Genomic DNA, 25,246 nt, shown 5'->3' on the forward strand with positions numbered 1-25,246 from the left:
TCCCGTATGAACCCCGGCCGCAGGCACGGTGTTAGGGTAAAGTTCCCCTGAAAACGGAGGCCATCATGGCAGAACGGCTATCGGCGGACGCACGCAAGCAGGCGCTGGGCGGTATCCCGGGCTGGACCGAGGTACAGGGGCGGGAGGCCATCGGGAAGACCTTTGTCTTCAAGGATTTCAACGAGGCCTTCGGCTTCATGACCCGCGCGGCGCTCATCGCCGAGAAGATGGATCACCACCCCGAATGGCGCAACGTCTACAAGACGGTCGAGGTGGTGCTGGCGACCCATGACGCCGGCGGCGTCACCAGACTCGACGTTGAGCTCGCCACGGCGATGAACGCCATCGCAAAGCCGACGCCTGGCTGACGTCTTGCAGGCAGGATGCGCATCCCCATGTTGTGATCAGCGCGGGATGCGGCCGTCCGCCGCGTCGGGCTGAACGGGAGTTTGTCGAACATGGCTGCCGAACACAGCGTCGGCTTTGAGCCGGCCGATCGGCTCGCGGAAGATCGTGAAAGCGTGCGCCGCCGCTTCTGGCGCAAGCTGAAGCGCGTCGTCGCGCATCTACCGTTCGCCGAAGACCTGCTCGCCGCCTATTACTGCGCGTTCGACCGGCAGACGCCGCGCCATGTCCAGGCGTCGCTGCTGGGTGCGATCGCCTATTTCATCCTGCCGTTCGACTTCATCCCCGACGTGATGCCGGTCCTCGGCTTCACCGATGACGCCGCCGTGCTCGCGACAGCCATTCGCATGGTCGCCAGCCACATCACGTCAGAGCATCGCGACGCGGCGCGTGCTGCGCTGAAGCGCGGGGTGGATGGGGCGGAAGCGGCATAGCACGCCTCCGCCCCCACATCCTCACGGATGCAAGATCACCTTGCCCATGGCCTGACGTCCCGCGAGCACCTTCAATGCGTCGGCGGTCTGCGCCAAGGGGAAGGTGCGGTCGACATGCGAGGAGATTTTTCCTTCCGCCGTCCACTTCACGAGCTTCTCGAGATTGGCGCGGTTCTTGGCGGGATTGAGCCGCGTCCAGGCGCCCCAGAACACGCCGCGAATGTCGCAGCCCTTCAGAAGCGCGAGGTTCAGCGGCATCTTCGGAATGTCGCCGGCGGCAAAGCCGATCACGAGGAAGCGTCCTTCCCAGGCGATCGAGCGCAGCGCGGCTTCCGCATACGCACCACCCACGGGATCGAAGATGATGTCGACGCCCTTGCCGCCCGTGAGCTTGCGCAGGCCTTCCTTCAAATCTTCCTTGCCGTAATTCAGCGTCAGCTCGGCGCCGTGTGCTTTGGCGAATTCGAGCTTTTCGTCCGATGAGGCGCAGGCGATCACCTTCAGGCCCATCAGCTTGCCCAGCTCGCAGGCAGCTAAGCCAGTGCCGCCGGCAGCGCCGAGCACCGCGAGCGTCTCGCCTGGCTTCGGGCTCGCGCGATCTTCCAGCGCGTGCAGCGCGGTGCCGTAGATGATGATGATGCCGGCCGCGCGGTCATAATCGAGATTGTCGGGAATCTTTACGATCGACGCCGCCGGCAGCGCGATCTTTTCACGCGCGCCGTTGTGGCCGCAGGAGGCGACCACGCGATCGCCGACCTTGAGGTCAGTGACACCAGGGCCGATGCTCTCGATCACGCCCGAGACTTCAGCGGCCGGCGAGAACGGGAATGGCGGCTTGATCTGGTACTTTCCTTGAATCATCAGGAGGTCGAAGAAGTTCAGCGCCGCCGCCTTGATCGCGATCACGGCTTCACCGGGACCCGCCACCGGATCCGGCACATCGGCGAGCACGAGATCGTCGGGCTGGCAATATTGCGAGCAGAGGATGGCTTTCATGGCGGCACCTAAAGCGTTTCGAGGTGGAGTTATGGTTGGCTGTTTCTGCCGGATTTAACGTGGTCCGACAATCTAGATTCTTTGTCTAGAGCAGCACGAAGGCCTATCCTTGCGTCATTGCGAGCGAAGCGAAGCAATCCAGAAACCGTGCCGCGGAAATAGTCTGGGTTGCTTCGCGGAGCCTGTTATCGGGCCGCGCTTCGCGCGGACCCGGTGGCTCGCAATGACGAGATCCGCGGAGAAAGGATTCAAACGATGTTTGAAACAGGTCTGCTCAAGGGCAAGCGCATCCTCGTCACCGGCGGCGGCTCCGGCCTCGGTGCCGCGATGGCGCGCCGCTTTCTCACGCTTAGCGCCGAGCTCGTGATCTGCGGCCGCAAGCTCGACCGGCTCGAAGCAACCGCGACTGAGATGCGCGCGCAGACCGGCGGCAAAGTCACGACCATCGCGTGCGATGTTCGTGACGGCGCCGCTGTCGACAACATGATGGATACGATCTGGCGCGAGGCGCCGCTCGACATCCTTGTCAACAACGCTGCCGCAACCTTCATCGCTCAGAGCGAGCATCTGTCGTTCCGCGCCGCGGACGCGATCCTGGCGCCGACGCTGCATGGCGCGATGTACTGCACGCTCGGCGCCGGCAGGCGCTGGATCGATGGCAAGCACAACGGTGTCGTGCTCTCGATCCTCTCGACCTCGACCATCACCGGCCGCGCCTTCACTGTTCCCTCGGCGATGGCGAAATCGGCAGTGCTGGCGATGACCAAAAGCCTCGCGGTGGAGTGGGGCCCGAAGGGCATCCGCACTGTCGCGATTGCACCCGGACCGTTCCCGACCGCCGGTGCATCGGGGCAGCTTCGCCCCGAAGGCCGTGACGGCTTGACCGCGCGAAACCCGATGGGGCGCACGGGCGAGCACAGCGAGCTCGCCGACCTCGCCAGCTTCCTGGTCTCGGACCGCGCCGGCTACATCAACGGCGAGATGGTCGTGATCGACGGTGGCGCACATCTGCGCAGTTCCGGCGCCGAGGATCTGTTGCGCTGGACCGATGCACAATGGTCCGAGCAACGCGCCGCGCGATCCAAAGGCTGACGCGCTAACTGCCTTCCCAAATTGGACTTTTCCGGCTATCCCTGCGACGGGGACAAAGCACGGCCGGGCCATCTTCCAGTCACAATATTGAGGGAACCACTCCAGCATGTGGCGGGTGCTGATTTTAGCTTTGATGACTGGTGTGACGGCCTGTGGAATCACCGATTCCGCGCGGGCGCAGACGGCGCAACCGGCGCCGAAGGCTGCGGCAAAGCCCGCCGCTGCCGCCGCCAAGACGGCAGCAAAGACGGCAGCCAAGCCCGAGAGCAAGCCGGCTGCCCCTCCCGCGGCGGTTGCGGGCGGCGCAGAGCCGACCCTGATCGGCCAGTTCGGCACCTGGGGTGCCTATTCGGCGACACCCAACGGCAAGAAGGTCTGCTTTGCGCTGGCAAAGCCCTCGTCGTCGAAGACCAATCCGCCAAACCGGCCACGTGATCCCGCCTACGCCTTCGTCTCGACCCGCCCGGCCGAGAAGGTGAACAATGAAGTCTCGGTCATGATCGGCTATGCGCTGAAGCCGGGCTCGGAATCCTCGGTCGAGGTCGGCGGCGCTGCGTTTGCGATGTACACGCAGGGCGACGGCCTCTGGATCAAGAATGCGGCCGAGGAGGAGCGGATGGTCGAGGCCATGCGCAAATCCGCCGATCTCGTGGTCAAGGGCGTCTCGGCCAAGGGGACGGAGACGACCGACACGTTCTCGCTGAAGGGCCTCGCCCAGGCGCTCGACCGGATTTCGCAAGACTGCCGACGATAAGATTGCAGGCGTTAAGGCTGCGGGCGAGAAGGTCGCAATCGGCCGTTCCGGTTGCTATATAGAGCCGGTTCCAGATTTTTCGCCGTCATGGCCGGGCCTGTCCCGGCCATCCACGCGCCTCCGCGATTGACGAAAGACGTGGATGCCCGGGTCAGGCCCGGGCATGACGAGTTTAGACCGCACTGACCTTAGGCCTATCGATGCAACCGACGACCGAGCCGCGCGACGCAATCCTGGTGGAGAAGACTCCACTCGAAACCTATGTGCCACCGGCCAAGCCATCGCTGATCGGCCTGTCGCGCACCGAGCTTGCCGATCGGCTCGGCGACATTGGCGTCGCACCGGCCCAGCGCAAGATGCGCGTGCAGCAGTTGTGGCACTGGATGTATTTCCGCGGCGCCCAAAACTTCGATGAGATGACTTCGGTCTCGAAGGGCATTCGCGCCGAGCTCGGCCAGCACTTCACGGTCGACCGGCCCGAAGTCGTGGCCGAGCAGATCTCCAACGACGGCACCCGCAAATGGCTGCTGCGGCTGCCGAGCGGCGACAATGTCGAGAAGGCGCACGAGGTCGAGTGCGTCTACATCCCCGAGACCGATCGCGGTACGCTTTGCGTTTCCTCGCAGGTCGGCTGCACCTTGAACTGCTCGTTCTGCCACACTGGCACGCAGCGCCTGGTGCGCAACCTCACCGCCGGCGAGATCGTGGGCCAGGTCATGGTCGCGCGCGATCGCCTGAACGATTGGGCCGATCGCGAGGACGGCACGCGCCGCGTCACCAACATCGTGATGATGGGCATGGGCGAGCCGCTCTACAATTTCGACGCGGTGCGCGATGCACTCCTCATCGTCGGCGACAATGAGGGCATCGGCATCTCCCGCCGCCGCATCACGCTGTCGACATCGGGCGTGGTGCCGAACATCGTGCGCGCCGGCGAGGAGATCGGCGTCATGCTTGCGATCTCGCTGCATGCGGTGCGCGACGAGCTGCGCAACGAGCTGGTGCCGCTCAACCGCAAATATCCGATCAAGGAGCTGCTGCAGGCCTGCCGCGACTATCCCGGCGCCTCCAATGCGCGCCGCATCACTTTCGAATATGTGATGCTCAAGGGCGTCAACGATTCGCTCGACGACGCCAAGCTGCTGGTGAAACTGCTCAAGGGCATTCACGCAAAAATCAATCTGATCCCGTTCAATCCCTGGCCCGGCACCGCCTATGAGTGCTCGGACTGGGACCAGATCGAAAAATTCTCCGAATACATCTTCAACGCCGGCTATTCCTCGCCGGTGCGCACCCCGCGCGGCCGCGACATCCTCGCCGCCTGCGGCCAGCTCAAGTCGGAGACCGAAAAACTCTCGGCTCGCGAACGCCAGGCGCTGCGCGCCATGGCGATGACGGATTAGCCAGTTATGTGCGTGCTCTCGCTTCCTCGTCATTGCGAGCGAAGCGAAGCAATCCAGAGTCTTTCCGCGGGGGCAGTCTGGATTGCTTCGTCGCTACGCTCCTCGCAATGACGGTGAGAGTGACGTCATGTCCCTGATCGGCCGCCTCATCGTCATTTTCATCGGCTTCCTCGCCGCCTGTTTCGTCGGCGGCATGATCGTCGTGGGCGCGCTGCTATTTCCGGAATTTTCCGATCTCGGCGCAGGTCCCGTCGACCAGGGCACGATCGACATCCTGCTCGGCTTCGGCTTCATTTTTGTTTCCGGTTTCGCGCTGGTGCCTGCGATGCTGATCGCCGCGATCACGGAGGCGCTCTATATCCGCAGTGCGCTTGCCTATGCTGTCGGCGGCGGCCTTGTCGGGCTCGCCTGCTATCTCGGCCTGATCCCGTTCCATTCCGACACGTTGCAGTTCGAGGGCATCGTGCGCCGGCATCTGGAGATCATGACCGGTGCGGGCATCGTCGCCGGCGTCGTCTACTGGCTGATCGCCGGCCGCAATGCGGGTGCCTGGCGCATCCCGCCGCCCCCACGCCGGCCGCCTCCGCCGTTGCCTTCGAATTCGCGGCCGGATGCGCGGTGATGGCTCGCTGTCATTGCGAGGAGCTCTTGCGACGAAGCAATCCAGACTGTTACCGCAGAGGCATTCTGGATTGCTTCGCTACGCTCGCAATGACGGATTCCAGGGTTTCCATCCCCGTCCCACTCCGCTAAACCGCGCGCCATGAACCGGACTGGACTCTTCATCGCCCTGGCGCTGTGGCTCGTGATCGGCGTCGTTTTCGGCCTCTATCCCGAGCTCGATCTCAAGCTCGCCGCGCTGTTCTTCGATCCCGAGACAAAGACCTTTCCGCTCAAGCTGAACGGCTGGGCCGGCATCGCGCGGGACGCTGCGATGTGGGTCTCCTGGGCCTTCGTGCTGCCTGCGCTGATTGCACTCGTGGTCAAGATGATCCGGCCAGATCGTCCGTTGATGGTGTCGGGGCGTGCGATCGTGTTCCTGCTGGTCACGATCATCCTGTCAGCCGGCATTCTCACCAACCTCACCTTCAAGACCTATTGGGGCCGGCCGCGGCCGGTGGTGGTGACCGAGTTTGCCGGCGACCAGCAGTTCGTGGCGTGGTGGGATCCGCGCGGCGATTGTGCGCGCAATTGCTCGTTCTTCTCGGGCGAGGGTGCGACGGCGTTCTGGACGCTGGCGCCGGCCGCGCTGGCACCGCCGGCATGGCGGCCGCTCGCCTATGCCGGGGCGGTCGTGTTCGGCGCCGCGACCAGCGGGCTCCGTATGGCTTTTGGCGGCCACTTCTTCACCGATGTCGCGACCGCCGGCCTCGTCACCTTCGTCGTGATCTGGTTCGGCTACGCGCTGATCTACCGCTGGCCGCGGACCCGGTTTTCGGACGAAGCGGTCGATGTCGCCCTGACCCGGCTGAACATGCCCGCTTACCGGCTCCGCAAGCGCCTGTTCGGCGGCAAGACCGGCCCCGCACCGTCGATTTGAGCCATTAAATGCGTGCTCAGGTCAGCGAAATTTGATATTCGCGCGGTCAAACCACTAGCCATCAGCCCCTTGCCATCAGCCCCTTGCCATCAGCCCCTTGAGACCCGATTGGAAGCGCCATGACCACGATCCTGAAAAGCCTGCCCAAGGGTGAGAAAGTCGGCATCGCGTTTTCGGGCGGCCTCGACACGTCAGCGGCGCTGCTCTGGATGAAGCAGAAGGGGGCGCGCTGCTACGCCTATACCGCCAATCTCGGCCAGCCAGACGAAGCCGATTACAACGAGATCCCGCGCAAGGCGGAAGCGTTCGGCGCCGAGAAGGCCGTGCTGGTCGATTGCCGCACGCAGCTCGTCCACGAAGGCATCGCCGCGATCCAGTCGGGCGCCTTCCATATCTCGACAGGCGGCATCACCTATTTCAACACCACGCCGCTCGGGCGCGCCGTCACCGGCACGATGCTGGTCGCGGCGATGAAGGAAGACGGCGTCAACATCTGGGGCGACGGCTCGACCTTCAAGGGCAACGACATCGAGCGCTTCTATCGCTACGGCCTGCTGACCAACCCGTCCTTGCGCATCTACAAGCCCTGGCTCGACCAGCAGTTCATCGACGAGCTCGGCGGCCGCGCCGAGATGTCGGCGTTCATGACCGCCCAGGGTTTTGCCTACAAGATGAGCGCCGAGAAGGCGTATTCGACCGACAGCAATCTGCTCGGCGCCACGCACGAGGCCAAGGATCTCGAGAGCCTCGACAGCGGCATCAAGATCGTCAACCCGATCATGGGCGTGCCGTTCTGGCGCGACGACTGCAACGTCAAGGCCGAGAAAGTCGTCGTGCGTTTCGAGGAAGGTCAGCCGGTCGCGCTGAACGGCCGGACTTTCAGCGATCCCGTCGCACTGTTCCTCGAGGCCAACGCGATCGGCGGCCGCCACGGTCTCGGCATGAGCGACCAGATCGAGAACCGCATCATCGAGGCCAAGAGCCGCGGCATCTATGAAGCGCCGGGCATGGCGCTGCTGCACATCGCCTACGAACGCCTCGTCACCGGCATCCACAACGAGGATACGATCGAGCAGTATCGCATCAGCGGCATGCGCCTCGGCCGCCTGCTCTATCAGGGCCGCTGGTTCGACTCGCAGGCCCTGATGCTGCGCGAGACCGCGCAACGCTGGGTCGCGCGCGCCGTCACCGGCGAGGTCACCCTGGAGCTGCGCCGTGGCAACGACTATTCGATCCTCAACACCGAGAGCCCGAACCTCACCTATGCGCCGGAGCGGCTCAGCATGGAGAAGGTCGAGGACGCCGCCTTCTCACCGGCCGATCGCATCGGCCAGCTCACCATGCGCAATCTCGACATCGCCGACACGCGGACGAAGCTGAAGCTCTACACCGACACGGGCCTGCTCTCGGGCAGCGAAGGCTCGCAGATCTTCCGGCTCGAGAGCGACAAGGGTTAAAGCGCTCGCTGCCGTAGGGTGGGCAAAGCGACTTGTCCGCCGTAGCTCGAAGAGCGAAGGCGGAAGCGTGCCCACCATCCTTCCACCGCTGCAATGGTGGGCACGGTGCCAGCTAACGCGCCTTTGCCCACCCTACGAGTTCGCACCGTAGCCTAACCTCGCGCGCAACGACCTCAAACAAAAATGGCCGGGTGCGATCCCGGCCATTTTGCATTGTGGCTATCGCCTCAGCGCGGCGGCGTGGTGCCGGGCGGGGGCGGCGGCAGCGAGGCCTGGCCGCCATTGAGCAGCGGCGTGATGCGGCGGACGGTGACGCGCCGGTTGATCCGGCTCGGTCCGTCGGTCTGCTCCTTCAGGTACTGCCTGCCGTAGCCCTGCGACGTCAGGTTTTCCGCGGGCACACCGAACTGCTGGGTCAGCAATTCGGCTGCGGACTGCGCGCGGCGATCCGACAGCGACAGATTGTCGACGTCGTTGCCGACCGCGTCGGTGTGTCCCTCGATCAGGAACACCTCGCGCGGGTTGCGCTGGATCGCACGGTTGAGGCCGTCGGCGATCGCCTGCAGCCGCGCCGCCTGATCCGGTGGAATGGTCCACGATCCCGTCTCGAAGTTGATCGTGTTGACGTCGATGCTCGGCATCGCCATGCGGACGTTCGGCGAGTAGCGGATCTCGTCGAGCGAGTAGCGCCGTTCGATCCGCTGCACCGGGGGTGCCTCCATGGTCTCATAGATCACGTCCGGCGACGCTTCCTGGGCATCGACGATGTAGCGATCGTACGGAATGCTGACGACCGGCGGCGGGACGTCGACATAGAAGCCACCGACCGAGCGCGGATCGCGATAGCTGTTGTCGATGATGACGATCTCGCGCCCGCCGGGGTCCCTGCGGATTCGACGCAGCAGCGAACCGTCCGCGCCGACCACGGTGATCACTTCGCTGCCGTCGGGACGGATCACGACGGTGCGGGTTTCGCCGCCGACGGTCTCGGTGCGGATGTCGCGGGCGCCGTAGCGGAAGCGATAGAGATCGTCGCCGCGGACATATTCCTGCCCGCCCGGATCGCGGATGATGATGCGATCCGGCTCGGTGTAGACGGTGCGGCCGCCTTCGACGACCTCCTGCCGCTGATTGCGGTAGTCGGCGATGGTGGCGCCGATCACGGCGCCGGCCACCACGCCCGCGCCGAACGCAAGCGGTGTCAGGTCACGCTGCTGCGGACGCGGCGGCGGCGGCAGCGGCGCGGCGACTGTCGGCGCAGCGCGGAAGGCCGGTGCAACGGTCGGCGGCGCATATTGCGCCTTGTCGGGCGGCGGTGCCGCGGCCGCCGTGGCAGGGACGACACTGGGTGCCGCGACGCCGGGCGGGGGAGCCGGAGGACGCGGCGCGGCACCCGCCTGCGGAGCCGCAGGTGGAGTTCCGGCAGCGGGCGCGCCGGCAGGCGGCGTTCCACCCTGACGTCCGGGCGGCGTCGTCACCGCGCCGCCGGGAGCCGGCGTTGCTGTCGGCGCCGGGGTGGCACCTGGAGCCGGTGTTGCTGCAGCCGGAGGAGCACCGGGACGTCCGGGCGTCGTCGTCGTGGTGCCACCTGGCGCCGGGGTGGCACCTGGAGCTGGTGTTCCTGCAGCCGGAGGAGCGCCGGGACGTGCGGGCGGCGTCGTCGGGGTGCCACTTGGCGCCGGTGTGGCACCTGGAGCTGGTGTTCCTGCAGCTGGGGGAGCGCCGGGACGTCCGGGCGTCGTCGTGGTGCCACCTGGCGTCGGGGTGGCACTTGGAGCCGGTGTTGCTGCAGCTGGGGGAGCGCCGGGACGTCCGGGCGGCGTGGTCGGGGTGCCACTTGGCGCCGTCGTGGCACCTGGAGCCGGTGTTGCTGCAGCCGGAGGAGCACCGGGACGTCCGGGCGGCGTGGTGCCAGGCGCTGGCGTTGCCGACGGTGTGGGTGTGGTTGTTGGGGTAGCAGGTGTCGTCGCCGGGCGAGCCGGTGCTGCGGGCGAAGGAGAGGGCGTAGCCGTCGGCGCAGGTCGTGCCGCAGGTGCCGCTGAAGGTGGCGTGGCTGCAGCAGGCGGAGGTGTCGGCGTGGCAGCCGGATGCGCCGGTGCTGCCGCGGGCGGCGGCGGAGTCGGTGCGTGCTGCTGCGGGGCCGCTGCCGGCGGAGGCGGCGGTGTCGGTGCATGCTGCTGCGGAGCCGCGGCCGGAGGCGGCGTCGGCGCCTTGGGTGCAGCAGGCGGCGGCGGGGGCGGCAGAGGAGCCTGATGGGTCGCGGGCGGCGCAGCCGGCGGTGGCGGCGGCGTCGGGTGAGACGGCGCGGCAGCCGGCGGAGGTGCTGCGGGCGGATGCGGTGGCGCAGCCGCCGGCGGCGGTGCGGCCGGTGCCTTGGGCGCAGCAGGCGGCGGTCCCTTTGGCGCTTCCTTCGGTGGCTGCTTCGGTTTTCCGTCAGGGCCCAATTCTGGCTGGGCCTGCGCGACCACGAGCGGCGGCGCGCTTTGCGCATGCGATGCGGAGCTTGCAAATTGCATCGCGGTCAGAGCCGTCGTGGCAAGCAGCACGAAACGAAGGTTGGTCATGTGGTTCAACTTCCCCGGAAGGTTCTTTGACGAAGTGTTGGTTTGACGAAGTGTTGGAATGAACGTCTACGCGTTGGGCCGCATTGTGGCGGGCGAAGCGGTCGCGGCCCGATTTATTTCTGCACGCAAATCACGTCACTCTAGCGACGTTCATTGCGCATTCAGACGCTGGTTGCAATCGCCTCACATGTGATCGCTCTCGTCTCAAGAGTGACGCTGCGACGAATTGACATCCGTCGCGGGATTTGGCGCGAGCGGACCGTTCGGTCCGCCCGACGGAATCTCTTCAGGCATGCGACCCGGCAATTCATCGGGCCGCGGTGATTCGCCGGGCTCGTGCACCGGCGGCGTGATTTCAGGTTGCGGATTGCCCGGCGGAATTCCGGGCGGTGGCTCGGTGGGCGTGCCGGGTGTCGATGGTGGAATCTCGGGCGGTTCAATCGGCATCGGCATCATCGAGATCAGTTGTCGGGAGAACGACAACGAAGATGCCGTGCCGATGTTCCCGCATCGCGCCGCGCTATTCCGGTGCGTGACAGACCGCCTCGATGTTGTGGCCGTCGGGGTCCAGCACGAAGGCGCCATAATAGTTCGCGTGATAATGCGGGCGAAGGCCGAGCCGCCCGTTGTCGCGGCCACCGGCGGCCATCGCAGCCTTGTAGAACGCGTCGACCGTGGCGCGGTCCTTGGCGAGGATCGCGACATGCACCGGCTTGTTCATCGCGCCCTCGCCGCCGATCCAGAAATCCGGCTTGTCGCCGGTGCCGAATCCGGCCGCCGCGGCGTGGCCGGTCTGCTCCTCCGTCACTTCCATGATCAGGCTGTAGTCGAGTGGCGCCAGTGCCTTGCTGTAGAACGCTTTCGCGGCCTCATAGTTGGAAACGGAGAGGCCCAAATGATCGATCATCGTAACCTCCGTAATTCGTCGTCAGCGTGACAGGAACGTATTGCTTCTTGTCTTGCGCGCGATGGTAAAGCCGCGCGCGACCATGTCGGCGATACAATCTTGCTGCCATTCGTTTTGTGACAGATGCTCGATCACGACCGCGCGGGGCCACAGCGATGGCGGCGCGTCGCGGAAGAAGCCGATCAGCACGCGGTCCTCAAACCCTTCGACGTCGATCTTGAGCGAGTCGACCTGTGTGACGCCAGCCTCGTCGAGAATGCGCGTCAGCCGCAGCGACGGCACCTTGATGGCCTCAGCGCTGGCCGCGCCGGTGACGACGTGCGTGGCGCCGAGATTGCCGCCGCCGCTTTCGATCATCAGCTCGCCGTCGCTGTCGCCCGCGGCGGCCTGCACCAGGCGCACCTGCATCGCGTTCGATGCGGTATGGTTGAACGAGAGCCGGCCAAAGGTCAGCGGATGCGGCTCGATCGCGACCACCTTGCCGTGGGTGCCGACATGCCGCGCCATCACCAATGCGAAGGTACCAACATTGGCGCCGACATCGACGAACGTGCCGCCGGCCTGCGTGTGCTGGCGCAGGAAGTCGAGCTCGTCGAGATTATAGTCGGGGTTGAACAGCGCGCCGCGTTCGGTCGCGCTGCCCTGGTGATAGAACCGGAACGAGGCGCCCTGATATTGCACGTCGATCGGGCCGCTGCGCAGCAGATTGACCAGCCGCGACATCCAGGGCCGGAACGCGCCGCGCTTTAACCCCGATCCTTGCGCGAGGCGAATGATTGCGGCCTGCGCTGCGTTCGGCGCAAACGCGCCGAACGGCGCGGATGAAAGGGCATTGTCGGGCGTCAAGCAGGCGATCCTCGTTGCAGGCGGCGCATGCATAGCCGGTTTTGCCGGGGACTCCAACGGCGCTTAGGCCGCCTTTTTCGCCGCCGGCTTGCGCTGCCGCTGGAATCGCCCGAGCAGCTTGCGCTTGCCCTTGCGCGGGATCAGGTCGATGTCGCTGACGAGTTTTGCGCCGCCCTTGCGGCGCTCCAGCACGATCTTGCGGCTGTGGAAGGCCTCCAGCTCGACGCGATGCGCGACGCTGACGATGGTCGCCTTCGGCAGCTCGTCGGTGACCATCTTCATCATCTTGTCCTGGCTCTTCTCGTCGAGCGCGGAGGTCGCTTCATCCAGCACGACGATGTCGGGGCTGTGCAGCAGCAGCCGCGCGAAGGCGAGGCGCTGCTTCTCGCCGCCTGACAGCGTCTGGTCCCATGGGCCTTCTTCCTCGATCTTCTCCTTGAGATGGTCGAGCCCGACCTTGTGCAGGGCCTCGCCGATCTCCTCCATAGTCCAGTCATCCTCGGAGCCGGGATAGGCCACGGCGCGGCGTAAGCTGCCTGAGGGCACGTAGGGCCGCTGCGGCAGCATGAACAGCCGCCGGTCGGGATGGAAATTGACGCTGCCGCCACCCCATGGCCAGAGACCGGCGATGGCGCGCACCAGCGTGCTCTTGCCGGTGCCGGATTCGCCGGCGACCAGGAGCCGTTCGCCGGGCTCGATCGCCACTTCGGTCTCGCCGACCACGGCGGTGCCGTCATCGAGCGCCACAGAGAGGTCGTTCAGCTCCAGCATCGTCTCGCCGCTGGTCTCGCCGCGCTTGATGCGGCCGAGGCCGTCGCCTTGTTCGGCACGCTCGAGGCCGTCGAGCGACATCATCAGCGAGGCGATGCGGCGCGCGCAGGCGTTCCAGTCGGCGAGCCGGGGATAATTGTCGACCAGCCAGCCGAACGCGCTCTGCACGATGGTGAAGGCGGAGGCCGCCTGCATCACCTGTCCGAGCGTCATGCTGCCGTCGAGGAATTTTGGCGCGCAGAGCAAAAGCGGCACCACGGGTGCAACGAGGCTCGAGCCCTGCGACACCAGCGTGGTCCGCATGTGCTGACCGGCAAGCCGCGCCCATTGCCGCAGCACGCTGGTAAAATTGCGGTCGATGCCGCCGCGTTCTTCTTCCTCACCGCCGAGCAGCGCGATGCTCTCGCCATTCTCGCGCACGCGCGTCAGCGTGTAGCGGAAATCGGCTTCGGCCTGGTTCTTGTCCTCGGAGACCTGCACGAATTGACGGCCGATCACCAGGATCGAGCCCGAGGCGATTGCGGCATAAAGCATCGCGGCGATCACGAGGAAGCCAGGAATCGTGATGCTCGATCCACTGATCGTGATGGTGAGCGCGCCGCCGATGGTCCAGAGCACGACGATGAAGGTCGCGGCCGACAGCAGGGCGGAGGTCACGCCGGCGAGGAAGTCGACCGGCGAATCCGTTGCGATGCGCAGATCCTCGGCGATCCGGTATTCCGGATTCTTGTGATCGCCGCCAACGAGATTGAGCTGGTAGTAGCGCCCGTTGGCGAGCCAGCGCGTCAGCACGTTGTTGGTGAGCCACGCGCGCCAGCGCCGCTGGATGCCCATGCGCGCAAATACCTGCGCAACGCCGAGCACGATGCTGCCGATCGCGAGCGGGAAGAACACCCCGGTGAGGTGAAAGACCGTGGTCGCGTCGCGCTTCTCGATGGCGTCGAATATCGCGCGATTCCAGACATTGATGCCGTATTGAAAACCGACGGTCAGAATGATCAGTCCGCCGAGGCCGATCGAGAATGGCCAGGCGAGGCGGTCGCCCTTGCGGTTCCAGAAGCCGCGTGCGCTGATCCAGAACCGCGTCAGCAGATAATCCTTGCGCGCCTGCTCGACCTCCTCGGGCGAGAGCTCTGAATCAGGCTCGAGCGCTTCGGGCGGCGGCGGCGCGATCCTGTCGCCGTCCTCGCCCTTGAGGTCGACGATGGGCGGCTTCTTGCCCTGTTCGCGCTTTGCGGCTGGCTCTTGCATGGCCGGATAACGCCAGACAAATCAGCCGGTTCCCTTGGGTTCCGCCGGCCCCCGGTCACTCGGCGGCGCCGTCGCGCACCCGTTTCAGCCGCGCGGCGTCGTGCAGGACGCGCGACAACTCCTCGATCGAATAGGGCTTTTGCACGAGCTCGAAGCCGGCGACGCCGTCCTGGGACAAAGCGTGGCTGTAGCCGGTGGTCAGCACGATCGGCACGCCGATGCAACGATCGCGGATGGCCTGCGCGAGATCGAGCCCGGTCATGCCGGGCATGACGACGTCGGAGAACACGACATCGAAGCGATCGGGGTCGCCGACCAACTCGGTGAGCGCGTCGGTGGCATTGTCGACCAGCGTGATGCTGTAGCCGAGCTCGGTCAGCCCGTCGGCGGCGAAGTTGCCGAGCTCGATGTTGTCCTCGACGACCAGCACCGACATGCCGCTGCCGGCGACGGCCGGTGCGGTGGTCGGCGCCTGGCTCCGGGGCAGCAGAGCCGTCGGTACGCGCGGCAGATAGAGCGAGAAGGTGCTGCCCTGGCCGACCTCGCTCATGACCGTCACCTCGCCGCCGGATTGGCGGGCGAAGCCGAACACCTGCGACAGGCCGAGGCCGGTGCCCTGGCCGACCTGCTTGGTGGTGAAGAACGGCTCGAAGATGCGGCCCAATTGCGCAGCGGGAATGCCGATGCCGGTATCGCTGACAGTGACGCAGACGAATCCGATATTTTTCAAGATCTGGCTTCCCGCGAGGTGCGCCAGCGTGTCAGGAACGGTCGTGGCCGCGTTGACCGTGAAGACGATACGGCCCCTGCCCAGCATGGCGTCGCGCGCGTTGGTCGCCATGTTGATGATGGCCGTCTCGAACTGGCCGGCATCGGCATTGACGAGGCAGGGCTCGGCCGGCAGTTGCGTGACGATCTCGATCGCTGGTCCGAGCAGCGTGGCGAGCATGTCGCGCAGCGACTGCATGCGATCGCCGATGTCGAACACTTCGGGCTTCAAGGTCTGGCGCCGCGCGAAGGCCAGGAGCTGCGAGGTCAGCTTGGCGGCGCGCGCGACCGCCTCCGCAATCGCCGTGATGTAGCGCTGCCGCCGCTCCTCGCTCAGTTGCGGGCGGTTCAAGAGATCGACGGAGGCACGGATCACGGTCAGGAGGTTGTTGAAGTCGTGCGCGACGCCGCCGGTGAGCTGACCCAGCGCCTCCAGTCGCTGGCTGTGCTTGAGCGCCTCCTCGGCTTCGCGCCGCTTGGCCGCCTCGGTCTGGAGATGCTGGGTGCGCCGGAAGGCGAAGGCCAGCAGGATGAACAGCAGCGCGGTCGCGGGCACGCCGAACACCAGATGCTGGCTCATGGTGGCGAGCCAGCGTGCGCGGATCGCCGACGTTTCGAGGCCGGCGCTGACATAGATCGGATATTCGGCGACGCGGCGGTAGCCGATGCGCCGCTCGATTCCGTCCGAGGGCCAGGCGATGGTCATGAGCCCGTGATCGGGATGGGTTGCGATGTGCCGGCCGACCGGACCGCTGGGGTCTAGCCGGAAATCGCGATCGAGCCGCGGGAAATGCGTCAGCAGCACGCCGTCGGCGCGTCCCATCGCAAAGAAGCTGCCGGGATCGGTGCCGATCCTGGCGTAAAAGCTCTCGAAATATTCCGGCAGCACGGACGCCTGGATCACGCCGGTGAAGCTGCCGTCGTCGGACGAGCGGCGGCGGCTGACGCCGAAGAAGTGCGCGCCCTGGTAGGGAGGCCGCGGCGTCAGCGAGGCGCCGATGAAGGTGCCGATGCTCTGGTCGACATGCGCATAGAAGTAATCGCGGTCGGCAAAGCTCTGATCCGGCGGCGGTGACACCAGGCTGTTGACCAGCGATTTTCCGTTCGCGTCGAAGATCCAGGCCGACTTGAGCTGCGGCAGCGCGTCGGTCAGCTGCTTCAGGCGCCGGTGCAGCGCAGGTTCCCGCGACCGGATGACGTCATCGGGAAGGTCGCGCACCACCTCGTTGATCTCGGCCAGGCTGCGATCGATGGTCTCGAACACCTTGAGCGCATGCTCATGCGCGACGTCGAGCGTGCGCTCGATCTCACGGTCGGCGATGTCGAGCGTCGAATTGTAGGAGATCGTGGAGGCGATGGCGAACAGCGCAATCGGCAGCGCCAGGGATGCAGCCATCATCCACTGCAAGAGTCTCAGCGAATTGCGTTGCGCGCCCTGCACGGTCGCTCCGGTCCCCCGACCGGAGAGCTTACTTGAATCTGACACTGAGAAGGAAGCGGCTTGTAGCAGGAACCGGAGGTTGTGGTTCGTCAATTCGCTCGCGCCGCGGGATGGGACAAATCTTACCCGAAATCGTCCCGATCGTAGAATACCCCGGCCGCTCGGGCCGGGGGCGGTAGCATGGAACGGCGCCTAGATCTGGCGCTCGACCATCTTGAGCTTGAGCTCGGCGATGGCTTCGGCCGGGTTCAGGCCCTTCGGGCAGGCCTTGGCGCAGTTCATGATGGTGTGGCAGCGGTACAGCCGGAACGGGTCCTCGAGATTGTCCAGCCGCTCGCCGGTGGCCTCGTCGCGCGAATCGGACACCCAGCGGTTGGCCTGGAGCAGGGCGGCGGGGCCGAGATAGCGGTCGCTGTTCCACCAATAGCTCGGGCACGAGGTCGAGCAGCAGGCGCACAGAATGCACTCGTAAAGACCGTCGAGCTTCTCGCGATCCTCGTGGCTCTGGCGCCATTCCTTCTGCGGCGTCGGCGACGTCGTCTTCAGCCACGGCTCGACGGAGGCGTATTGCGCGTAGAAATTGGTGAGGTCGGGAACGAGGTCCTTCACGACAGGCTGGTGCGGCAGCGGGTTGATCTTGACCGCGCCGTCCTTCACGTCGTGCATCGAGCGGGTGCAGGCCAGCGTGTTCTGGCCGTCGATGTTCATGGCGCAGGAGCCGCAGACGCCTTCACGGCAGGAGCGGCGGAAGGTCAGCGACGGGTCGATGTGGTTCTTGATCCAGATCAGGCCGTCCAGCACCATCGGACCGCAATCATGGGTGTCGACGTAATAGGTGTCGACGCTCGGATTCTTGCCGTCGTCGGGATTCCAGCGATAGACGCGGAATTCGCGAACGTCGGTCGCGCCCGGGGGCTTCGGCCAGGTCTTGCCGCCTGATATCCTGGAGTTCTTCGGAAGTGCGAATTCAACCATTGCTCTAACCTTTCGTCATTCCGGGATGGTCCGAAGGACCAGACCCGGAATCTCGAGATTCTCAGGTGCGCAATTGCGCACCATAGTTCGATGCTGCGCATCGCCCCGGAAGGCTACTGTTCGATCAATACACCCGCGCCTTGGGCGGGATGTACTGCACGTCGTTGGTCATGGTGTAGTCGTGAACCGGGCGGTACTCGATCTTGACCTTGCCGGAATCGTCCAGCCAGGCCAGCGTGTGCTTCATCCAGTTCTTGTCGTCGCGCGCGGAGAAGTCCTCGCGGGCATGCGCGCCGCGGCTCTCGGTGCGGTTGGCGGCCGAATTCATCGTCACCACCGCCTGCGAGATCAGATTGTCGAACTCGAGCGTCTCGACCAGATCGGAATTCCACACCAGCGAACGATCGGACACGGCGATGTCGGTAATGCCGCTGTGGACCTTCGCGATCAGGTTCTGGCCTTCGCTCAGGATATCGCCGGTGCGGAACACGGCGCAGTTGTTCTGCATCACGTGCTGCATGCCCTCGCGCAGCTTTGCGGTCGGCGTGCCGCCCGAGGCGTAGCGGTAATGGTCGAGGCGGCCGAGCGCGAGATCGGACGAGTTCGCCGGCAGCTCGGGCTGCTTGGCGTTCGGCGTCAGCTTCTCGGCGAGACGGAGCGCGGCGGCGCGGCCGAACACGACGAGGTCGATCAGCGAGTTGGAGCCGAGGCGGTTGGCGCCGTGCACGGAGACGCAAGCGGCTTCGCCGATCGCCATCAGGCCGGGGATGACGGCGTTGTCGTCGCCGTCCCTCTTGGTCAGGACTTCGCCATGATAATTGGTGGGGATGCCGCCCATGTTGTAGTGCACGGTCGGCACGATCGGGATCGGCTCGCGCGTCACGTCGACATTGGCGAAGATCTTTGCGGACTCGGAAATGCCCGGCAGGCGCTCGGCGAGCACCGCGGGATCGAGATGATCGAGATGAAGGAAGATGTGGTCCTTCTTCTTGCCGACGCCGCGCCCCTCGCGGATCTCGATGGTCATCGCGCGCGAGACGACGTCGCGTGACGCCAGATCCTTTGCGGACGGCGCGTAGCGCTCCATGAAGCGCTCGCCCTCGGAGTTGACGAGATAGCCGCCTTCGCCGCGCGCGCCTTCGGTGACGAGACAGCCCGAGCCGTAGATGCCGGTCGGGTGGAATTGCACGAACTCCATGTCCTGCATCGGCAGGCCGGCGCGCAGCACCATGCCGCCGCCGTCGCCGGTGCAGGTGTGCGCCGAGGTGCAGGAGGCGTAGGCGCGGCCATAGCCGCCGGTCGCGAGGATCACGGTCTGGGCGCGGAAACGGTGCAGCGTGCCGTCGTCGAGCTTGAGCGCGATGACGCCGCGGCAGGTGCCCTGGTCGTCCATGATCAGGTCGATGGCGAAGAACTCGATGAAGAACTCGGCCGCGTGGCGCAGCGACTGGCCGTACATCGTGTGCAGCATGGCGTGGCCGGTACGGTCGGCGGCGGCGCAGGTGCGCTGCGCCTGGCCCTTGCCATAGTCCATGGTCATGCCGCCGAACGGGCGCTGATAGATCTTGCCGTCCTCGGTGCGCGAGAACGGCACGCCCCAATGCTCGAGCTCATAGACCGCGTCAGGCGCGTTGCGCACCATGTATTCGATCGCGTCCTGGTCGCCGAGCCAGTCCGACCCCTTCACGGTGTCGTACATGTGCCAGCGCCAGTCGTCCTTGTGCATGTTGCCGAGCGAAGCCGAGATGCCGCCCTGCGCGGCAACCGTGTGCGAGCGGGTCGGAAACACCTTTGTGATGCAGGCGGTGCGAAGGCCGGCCTCGCTGCAGCCGACCACGGCGCGCAGACCCGCGCCGCCGGCGCCGACCACGACGACGTCATAGGTGTGGTCTTCGATCGGATAGGCTTTGCCGTTGGTGGCGGGAGCGCCGTTGCCCTTGCCATTCATCTCAGGGGCCATGGCTTACACTCCGGATGAAAGTTGGAGAATCGCGTAGATCGAGGCGAGCGCAACCGCGGCCGCGAAGAAATTGTTGAGCATGATTGAAGCGAGCTTCAGCTTCTCGTTGTGGACGTAATCCTCGATCACGACCTGCATGCCGATCTTCATGTGCCATGCGCTGGCGACGATGAAGAGCAGCATGATGATGGCGACCGGCAGCGAGCCGAGGATCTGCTTGGCGCCGGCCTGGTTGCGGCCGAGCAGCATCATGATGATCACCAGCACCGGGATCATCAGCAGCGTCATCGCCACCGCCGTGAGGCGCTGGCGCCAGAAGTCGGATGTGCCGGAATGGGCGGCGCCCAGATTGCGGACGCGGCCGAGCGGGGTGCGCATGCTGCGCTTCGGCGTATCGGCTGTGCTCATCGTCCACCCCCGATCGCGTAGGCGATGATCCAGATCAGCACCGTCAGCACGATGCCGCCGATCAGCGCGCCCCAGGTCAGCGCTTCGCGCTCATTGGCCTTGAAGCCGTAGCCGAGGTCCCAGACGAAATGCCGGATGCCGCTCAACATATGGTGCATCAGCGCCCACGTGTAGCCGAACACGATCAGCCGGCCGATGATGCTGCCGGTGAAAGCCTGGACGTTGGCGTAAGCGGCGGGGCCCGTGGCCGCCGCAACCAGCCACCAGACCAGCAGCAGGGTTCCGACGTAGAGGGCGATACCGGTGGCGCGATGGACGATGGACAGCGCCATCGTCAGCGTCCAGCGGTAGACTTGCATGTGTGGTGAAAGCGGTCGTTCGATCCGTGCGGTCATGGGCTTTTGATGTTTATGGCGGCCCAGCAGGGGGCGCGCGGGGATCGCGAAGGTTCAGCTCTATTTACGGAGTCGATTTGGCCTGTGCAATCACCAAATCGACATAAATCGAACCGGGGTTCAGCGCTACGGCGTTGATGAACCAAGCCCAATCAGGGGCTTGGTATACCAGAGCGGTGGCGCACCGACCAAGAACAGAATATTAATTCATCCCTTGTGGCGACGGTCAAGGCGCATTGAAATTACTATTGGAACGGCTCCAACCCGCCGATCGACGGCCACAGTTCGAACCAGTCTGTTCATGACGCTCGGGTCGGCGCGGTTGGCCGATGCGCCAACTGCAATTTCCGCCATGCGCATCGATTTTCCGCGTGGCGGCGGATATGCGCAGCCTGCATTCCACCCCAGCCGGAAGACGCAGCGTGTCGACCGCGGGAATCAGATCGCCTACAGCTTGGCGCGCCGCCGAATCCGAACGTGCGTCTCGGAGATGTTGCGACCAGTCGCCGGGCAGATCAGGGGTGATTGCAGGTCTTGATATCAAGGAGCTGGTCGAGCTCGCGCTGCTGCTGATCGCAGTCGGAGCGCTGTCGGGATTCCTCGCCGGCGTGTTCGGCATCGGCGGCGGCGCGATTCTCGTGCCGGTGTTTTACGAGTGCTTCCGCATCGCCGGCGTGCCGCTCGAAGTGCGTATGCCGCTTTGCGTCGGCACCTCGCTCGCGGTGATCATCCCGACCTCGATCCGTTCGTTCCAGGCCCATTACAAGCGCGGCGCCGTCGATATGTCGATCCTGCACGTCTGGTGGCTGCCGATCCTGATCGGCGTCATCGCCGGCAGCGTGGCCGCGCGCTACGCGCCGGAGCGGCTGTTCAAGATTGTGTTCGTCTGCGTGGCCTATTCGGCCGCAGCGCGCCTCATCTTCGCGCGCGAGACCTGGAAGCTCGGCGACGACCTGCCGCAAGGCCCGTTGATGCGCGTCTACGGTTTCTGCGTCGGCATTCTCTCGACCCTGATGGGAATCGGCGGCGGATTGTTCTCGAATTTGCTGATGACCTTCTACGGCCGCCCGATCCATCAGGCGGTCGCGACATCATCGGCGCTCGCAGTACTGATCTCGATCCCCGGCGCGCTCGGCTACATCTATGCCGGCTGGCCGGCGGCTGCGACCTATCCGAGCGTCTCGGCCTTGCAGATCCCGTTCGCGCTTGGTTACGTCTCGCTGATCGGCGCGGTCTTAGTGATGCCGATGAGCCTCGTCACCGCGCCGCTCGGGGTGAGAGCCGCGCATGCGATGTCGAAGCGAACACTGGAAGTCGCGTTCGGGTGCTATCTGTTTATCGTCGGCAGCAGGTTCGTGATCAGCCTTTTGGGCGGACAGTAGCCGCCACAACCTCCGTCATTGCGAGCGCAGCGAAGCAATCCAGAATCTCTCCGCGGCGGCAGTCTGGATTGCTTCGTCGCAAGGGCTCCTCGCAATGACGAGGCGAGAGAGCTGTGTGCAACAGCGCCCCTATTTCTTCGCGTAAATATCCTTGTATGTATCCCGCAGCACATTCTTCTGCACCTTGCCCATGGTGTTGCGCGGCAGCTCGTCGACGACGAAGACGCGCTTGGGCATCTTGAATTTGGCAAGCCGTCCGTCGAGCGCCTTCAGCACCGCGCCTTCGCTGATATCGGTGCCCTTGTTGCAAACCAGCACGGCGGTGACGCCCTCGCCGAAATCGGCGTGCGGCACGCCGATCACGGCGGATTCGATCACGCCGGGCATGGCGTCGATCTCGCTCTCGATTTCCTTCGGATAGACGTTGAAGCCGCCGGAGATCACCAGATCCTTGCCGCGGCCGAGAATGTGGACGTAGCCCTTGTCGTCGATCTTGCCGAGGTCGCCGGTGATGAAGAAGCCGTCGGGCCGGAATTCGGACTTGGTCTTCTCCGGCATGCGCCAGTAGCCCTTGAAGACGTTCGGGCCCTTGACCTCGATCATGCCGATTTCTTCGCGCGGCAGCTCTTTGCCGGTCTCTGGCTCGGTCACGCGGACGGAGACGCCGGGGAGAGGGAGGCCGACCGCGCCAGGCACGCGCTCGCCGTCATAGGGGTTCGACGTATTCATGTTGGTTTCGGTCATGCCGTAGCGCTCGAGCACGGCGTGTCCCGTGCGCGCCGACCATTCGCGATGGGTTTCGGCGAGCAGCGGCGCCGAGCCCGAAATGAACAGCCGCATATGCTTCGTCGTCTCGCGCGACAGCGCGGGATTTTGCAGAAGCCGCGTGTAGAACGTCGGCACGCCCATCAGCACGGTCGCGCGCGACATCAGCTTGATGATTAGATCCGGATCGAGCTTCGGCAGCAAGATCATCGACGCCCGCGAGAACAGCGTCACGTTGGTCGCCACGAACAAGCCGTGGGTGTGGTAGATCGGCAGCGCGTGGATCAGCACGTCCTTGTCGGTGAAGCGCCAGTAGCCGACGAGCGAGAGCGAGTTCGACGCGAGATTGTCGTGGGTGAGCATCGCGCCTTTGGAGCGGCCGGTGGTGCCTGACGTGTAGAGGATCGCGGCGAGATCGTCGTTTTCGCGCGAGACCGTCGCGAATTCGCTGTTGGCTTTCTCTGCGGCGTCCGTCAGCGAGCCCTTGCCATCGGGCCCGAGCGTCTCGACCTTGGCCTTCACCTTGGCCGCGATCGGGGCGAGGCCTTCGGCCTTGGCGGGATCGCAGACCACCAGCGACGGCTCGGCGTCGCCGATGAAGTAATCGAGCTCGTTCAGCGTATAGGCGGTGTTGAGCGGCAGATAGACCGCGCCAGCCTGCACCGTGCCGAGATACAGCACGATATTGGCCACGGATTTTTCCACCTGCACCGCGACGCGATCGCCCGGCTTCACGCCGCGCGCGACCAGCACATTCGCCATCTGTCCGGCCCGCGCGATCAGATCGCCATAGCTGATATGGGCGCCGTCCTGGGTCTCGATCGCAAGGCGCTGGGGATCGTCGAGGCCGTCGAACAGGCGGGAAAACAGATTGGCGTTGGCTGCGTGGTTCATGCAAGATTTCCTCGACCGCAAGACTGACAAGGCCGGTCAAAACCGAGGGCTGGATTAGCAAAAACCGCCCCAATGAAGCAACGGAGACAGTTGGCATGGCAAAAAACGGGAAACGCGTGGCCTGGGTCACGGGCGGCGGCAGCGGCATCGGGGAGGCCGGCGCCGAGGCGCTCGCGGCCGACGGCTGGATCGTCGTAGTCTCCGGCCGCCGCAAGGACGCCCTGGAGATCGTGGTCGGGAAGATCACCAAGGCCGGCGGGGCCGCCGAGGCCCTCGCGCTGGACGTGTCAAACGCCACTGAGGCTCAGAAGGCCGCCGATCACATCGTCGCGAAGCACGGCCGTATCGACCTGCTCGTGAACAATGCGGGCATCAATGTCCCCAAGCGGAGCTGGAAGGACATGGACCTGGACGGCTGGGACAGGCTCGTCCAGGTCAATCTCAACGGCGTGCTCTATTGCATGCGCGCGGTGCTGCCGACGATGCGCAAGCAACAGGACGGCTCGATCATCAATGTCTCGTCCTGGGCCGGCCGTCACGTCTCGAAGATGCCCGGCCCGGCCTACACCACCACCAAACATGCGGTGCTGGCGTTGACCCATTCCTTCAACATGGACGAATGCGTCAATGGCCTGCGCGCCTGCTGCCTGATGCCGGGCGAGGTGGCGACGCCGATCCTGAAACTGCGCCCGGTGGTGCCGAGCGAGGAAGAGCAGGCGAAGATGCTGCAATCCGAAGATCTGGGGCGCACGATTGCGTTCATCGCCAGCATGCCGCCGCGCGTCTGCATCAACGAGCTCCTGATCAGCCCGACGCACCATCGCGGGTTTATCCAGACGCCGCACAATAGGGATTGAGGCGAAGCATACCGCCGTAGGGTGGGCAAAGGCGCGAAGCGCCGTGCCCACCATCTCTCCGCATTTGCGGTCGTGCGCGGTGGGCACGCTGCGCTTTGCCCACCCTACAGCACCGTCGCTTGGCAGCGCTCGCCACCCCACGAACTCCCCCGCGCTTAGTTTCACGCATCACGATAAATTATTGTTCGAAACCGCTTCGCAAACCGTCCCGTAGTTCGGACCAACGACGCGCTGCTGCCTCACGTCAAACTGTCGCAGCCGCCGTTGTTGCCAACGCAAACGCCGGCGAATTGCCGGTCAGCATTCAATCGGGAGTTTCTCCATGTCGAAGCGCATTGCCTATCTCACCGCCGCAGCCTTCAGTGCCCTGGCCATCACCGCGACCGTCGTCGCGCCGGCCCGTGCCGAGGAAAAGACCGTCATGGTCGGCGGCGCCGCGATGTTCCCGTCGAAGAACATCGTTCAGAACGCGGTCAATTCGAAGGACCACACCACGCTGGTGGCGGCGGTGAAGGCGGCCGGCCTGGTGCCGACGCTGGAAGGCAAGGGCCCGTTCACGGTGTTCGCGCCGACCAACGCCGCCTTCGGCAAGCTGCCGGCCGGCACCGTCGACACCCTGGTCAAGCCCGAGAACAAGGCCACCCTGACCAAGATCCTCACCTACCATGTCGTGGCCGGCAAGCTCGAAGCCTCCGATCTCACCGACGGCAAGAAGCTCAAGACGGTCGAGGGCGAGGAGCTCACGGTGAAGAAGCAGGACGGCAAGGTCTGGATCGTCGACGCCAAGGGCGGCACCTCGATGGTGACGATCTCCAACGTCAACCAGTCCAACGGCGTGATCCATGTGGTCGACACCGTGCTGATGCCGGCGACGTAATACCGCGCACCCCTGTTTTAGTCCCCCTGAGCAGGGATGAACGGCAAGGCGAGCCGGGGGTACCCCGGCTCGCTTTATTGTGACTATGATAGCCTGCAGGCATC

23 protein-coding genes are annotated in these 25,246 nt (G+C 65.1%); 11 read left to right on the forward strand and 12 right to left on the reverse strand.

The window, feature by feature from the left end:
• Window positions 1-65: 65 nt before the first annotated feature.
• Together ACP2YP_RS01895 and ACP2YP_RS01900 are read left to right on the forward strand one after the other, a co-directional pair.
• Window positions 66-368: a 4a-hydroxytetrahydrobiopterin dehydratase gene (locus ACP2YP_RS01895; RefSeq protein ID WP_426421959.1), complete on the forward strand. Its 303-nt coding sequence runs from the start codon at window positions 66-68 to the stop codon at window positions 366-368.
• 90 nt (window positions 369-458) lie between these two features.
• On the forward strand, window positions 459-839 hold the full coding sequence (locus tag ACP2YP_RS01900; protein ID WP_426421960.1) for a YkvA family protein: 381 nt from the start codon (window positions 459-461) through the stop codon (window positions 837-839).
• Window positions 840-860: 21 nt separating this feature from the next.
• Here ACP2YP_RS01900 and ACP2YP_RS01905 read toward each other — a convergent pair whose 3' ends face one another.
• Window positions 861-1,835 (reverse strand): NADPH:quinone oxidoreductase family protein, encoded by a 975-nt coding sequence (locus ACP2YP_RS01905; RefSeq protein WP_426421961.1) that lies wholly within the window; start codon window positions 1,833-1,835, stop codon window positions 861-863.
• Between the two features lie 255 nt (window positions 1,836-2,090).
• Here ACP2YP_RS01905 and ACP2YP_RS01910 point away from each other — a divergent pair, with 255 nt between their 5' ends.
• The 6 genes from ACP2YP_RS01910 to argG all read left to right on the forward strand — a co-directional run bounded on the left by ACP2YP_RS01910 (window position 2,091) and on the right by argG (window position 8,081).
• Window positions 2,091-2,927, forward strand: a complete 837-nt coding sequence (locus ACP2YP_RS01910; RefSeq protein ID WP_426421962.1) for an SDR family oxidoreductase — start codon at window positions 2,091-2,093, stop codon at window positions 2,925-2,927.
• 106 nt (window positions 2,928-3,033) lie between these two features.
• Complete coding sequence (locus tag ACP2YP_RS01915) at window positions 3,034-3,681, forward strand: invasion associated locus B family protein (RefSeq protein ID WP_426421963.1); 648 nt, start codon at window positions 3,034-3,036, stop codon at window positions 3,679-3,681.
• A gap of 200 nt (window positions 3,682-3,881) precedes the next feature.
• Window positions 3,882-5,084 (forward strand): 23S rRNA (adenine(2503)-C(2))-methyltransferase RlmN, encoded by a 1,203-nt coding sequence (rlmN, locus tag ACP2YP_RS01920; protein ID WP_426421964.1) that lies wholly within the window; start codon window positions 3,882-3,884, stop codon window positions 5,082-5,084.
• 127 nt (window positions 5,085-5,211) lie between these two features.
• Window positions 5,212-5,706 carry a hypothetical protein gene (locus ACP2YP_RS01925; protein WP_426421965.1) on the forward strand — a complete coding sequence of 165 codons (495 nt, stop codon included), beginning with the start codon at window positions 5,212-5,214 and terminating at the stop codon, window positions 5,704-5,706.
• Between the two features lie 141 nt (window positions 5,707-5,847).
• Window positions 5,848-6,624, forward strand: coding sequence for a phosphatase PAP2 family protein (locus tag ACP2YP_RS01930; RefSeq protein ID WP_426421966.1), 777 nt, complete (start codon window positions 5,848-5,850; stop codon window positions 6,622-6,624).
• A gap of 119 nt (window positions 6,625-6,743) precedes the next feature.
• The gene (gene argG, locus ACP2YP_RS01935; RefSeq protein ID WP_426421967.1) at window positions 6,744-8,081 is read left to right on the forward strand and encodes an argininosuccinate synthase; all 1,338 of its coding nucleotides are present in this window, start codon (window positions 6,744-6,746) and stop codon (window positions 8,079-8,081) included.
• Window positions 8,082-8,308: 227 nt separating this feature from the next.
• Here the strand turns inward: argG and ACP2YP_RS01940 are convergent, their stop codons facing one another.
• From ACP2YP_RS01940 to sdhC, 10 genes are all read right to left on the reverse strand, one after another.
• Entirely contained in the window at window positions 8,309-10,645 is a 2,337-nt protein-coding gene (locus ACP2YP_RS01940; RefSeq protein ID WP_426421968.1) for an OmpA family protein, read from the reverse strand.
• Between the two features lie 204 nt (window positions 10,646-10,849).
• Entirely contained in the window at window positions 10,850-11,092 is a 243-nt protein-coding gene (locus ACP2YP_RS01945) for a hypothetical protein (RefSeq protein ID WP_426421969.1), read from the reverse strand.
• A gap of 73 nt (window positions 11,093-11,165) precedes the next feature.
• Window positions 11,166-11,552 (reverse strand): VOC family protein, encoded by a 387-nt coding sequence (locus ACP2YP_RS01950; protein WP_426421970.1) that lies wholly within the window; start codon window positions 11,550-11,552, stop codon window positions 11,166-11,168.
• Between the two features lie 21 nt (window positions 11,553-11,573).
• Complete coding sequence (locus tag ACP2YP_RS01955) at window positions 11,574-12,398, reverse strand: FkbM family methyltransferase (protein WP_426421971.1); 825 nt, start codon at window positions 12,396-12,398, stop codon at window positions 11,574-11,576.
• A 63-nt stretch (window positions 12,399-12,461) separates the two neighbouring features.
• The gene (locus ACP2YP_RS01960) at window positions 12,462-14,420 is read right to left on the reverse strand and encodes an ABC transporter ATP-binding protein/permease (protein WP_426421972.1); all 1,959 of its coding nucleotides are present in this window, start codon (window positions 14,418-14,420) and stop codon (window positions 12,462-12,464) included.
• Between the two features lie 55 nt (window positions 14,421-14,475).
• A complete protein-coding gene (locus ACP2YP_RS01965; protein ID WP_426421973.1) occupies window positions 14,476-16,629 on the reverse strand; it encodes an ATP-binding protein in 2,154 nt (717 codons plus the stop codon).
• A 192-nt stretch (window positions 16,630-16,821) separates the two neighbouring features.
• Window positions 16,822-17,604 carry a succinate dehydrogenase iron-sulfur subunit gene (locus ACP2YP_RS01970; RefSeq protein ID WP_426421974.1) on the reverse strand — a complete coding sequence of 261 codons (783 nt, stop codon included), beginning with the start codon at window positions 17,602-17,604 and terminating at the stop codon, window positions 16,822-16,824.
• A gap of 124 nt (window positions 17,605-17,728) precedes the next feature.
• A complete protein-coding gene (gene sdhA, locus ACP2YP_RS01975; protein WP_426421975.1) occupies window positions 17,729-19,564 on the reverse strand; it encodes a succinate dehydrogenase flavoprotein subunit in 1,836 nt (611 codons plus the stop codon).
• A 3-nt stretch (window positions 19,565-19,567) separates the two neighbouring features.
• Window positions 19,568-19,972, reverse strand: coding sequence for a succinate dehydrogenase, hydrophobic membrane anchor protein (sdhD, locus tag ACP2YP_RS01980; protein ID WP_426421976.1), 405 nt, complete (start codon window positions 19,970-19,972; stop codon window positions 19,568-19,570).
• Window positions 19,969-20,367 (reverse strand): succinate dehydrogenase, cytochrome b556 subunit, encoded by a 399-nt coding sequence (gene sdhC / locus ACP2YP_RS01985; RefSeq protein ID WP_426421977.1) that lies wholly within the window; start codon window positions 20,365-20,367, stop codon window positions 19,969-19,971. Before sdhC ends, sdhD begins: the two co-directional genes overlap by 4 nt.
• A gap of 521 nt (window positions 20,368-20,888) precedes the next feature.
• Here sdhC and ACP2YP_RS01990 point away from each other — a divergent pair.
• Window positions 20,889-21,749, forward strand: a complete 861-nt coding sequence (locus tag ACP2YP_RS01990; RefSeq protein ID WP_426421978.1) for a sulfite exporter TauE/SafE family protein — start codon at window positions 20,889-20,891, stop codon at window positions 21,747-21,749.
• 129 nt (window positions 21,750-21,878) lie between these two features.
• Here ACP2YP_RS01990 and ACP2YP_RS01995 read toward each other — a convergent pair whose 3' ends face one another.
• Window positions 21,879-23,408 (reverse strand): malonate--CoA ligase, encoded by a 1,530-nt coding sequence (locus ACP2YP_RS01995; RefSeq protein WP_426421979.1) that lies wholly within the window; start codon window positions 23,406-23,408, stop codon window positions 21,879-21,881.
• A 95-nt stretch (window positions 23,409-23,503) separates the two neighbouring features.
• Here ACP2YP_RS01995 and ACP2YP_RS02000 point away from each other — a divergent pair, with 95 nt between their 5' ends.
• On the forward strand, window positions 23,504-24,265 hold the full coding sequence (locus ACP2YP_RS02000) for an SDR family oxidoreductase (RefSeq protein ID WP_426421980.1): 762 nt from the start codon (window positions 23,504-23,506) through the stop codon (window positions 24,263-24,265).
• 322 nt (window positions 24,266-24,587) lie between these two features.
• Window positions 24,588-25,142 (forward strand): fasciclin domain-containing protein, encoded by a 555-nt coding sequence (locus ACP2YP_RS02005; RefSeq protein ID WP_045004457.1) that lies wholly within the window; start codon window positions 24,588-24,590, stop codon window positions 25,140-25,142.
• Window positions 25,143-25,246 lie beyond the last annotated feature (104 nt).

The organism is Bradyrhizobium genosp. A (assembly GCF_049949275.1).
Classification (GTDB): Bacteria; Pseudomonadota; Alphaproteobacteria; order Rhizobiales; family Xanthobacteraceae; genus Bradyrhizobium.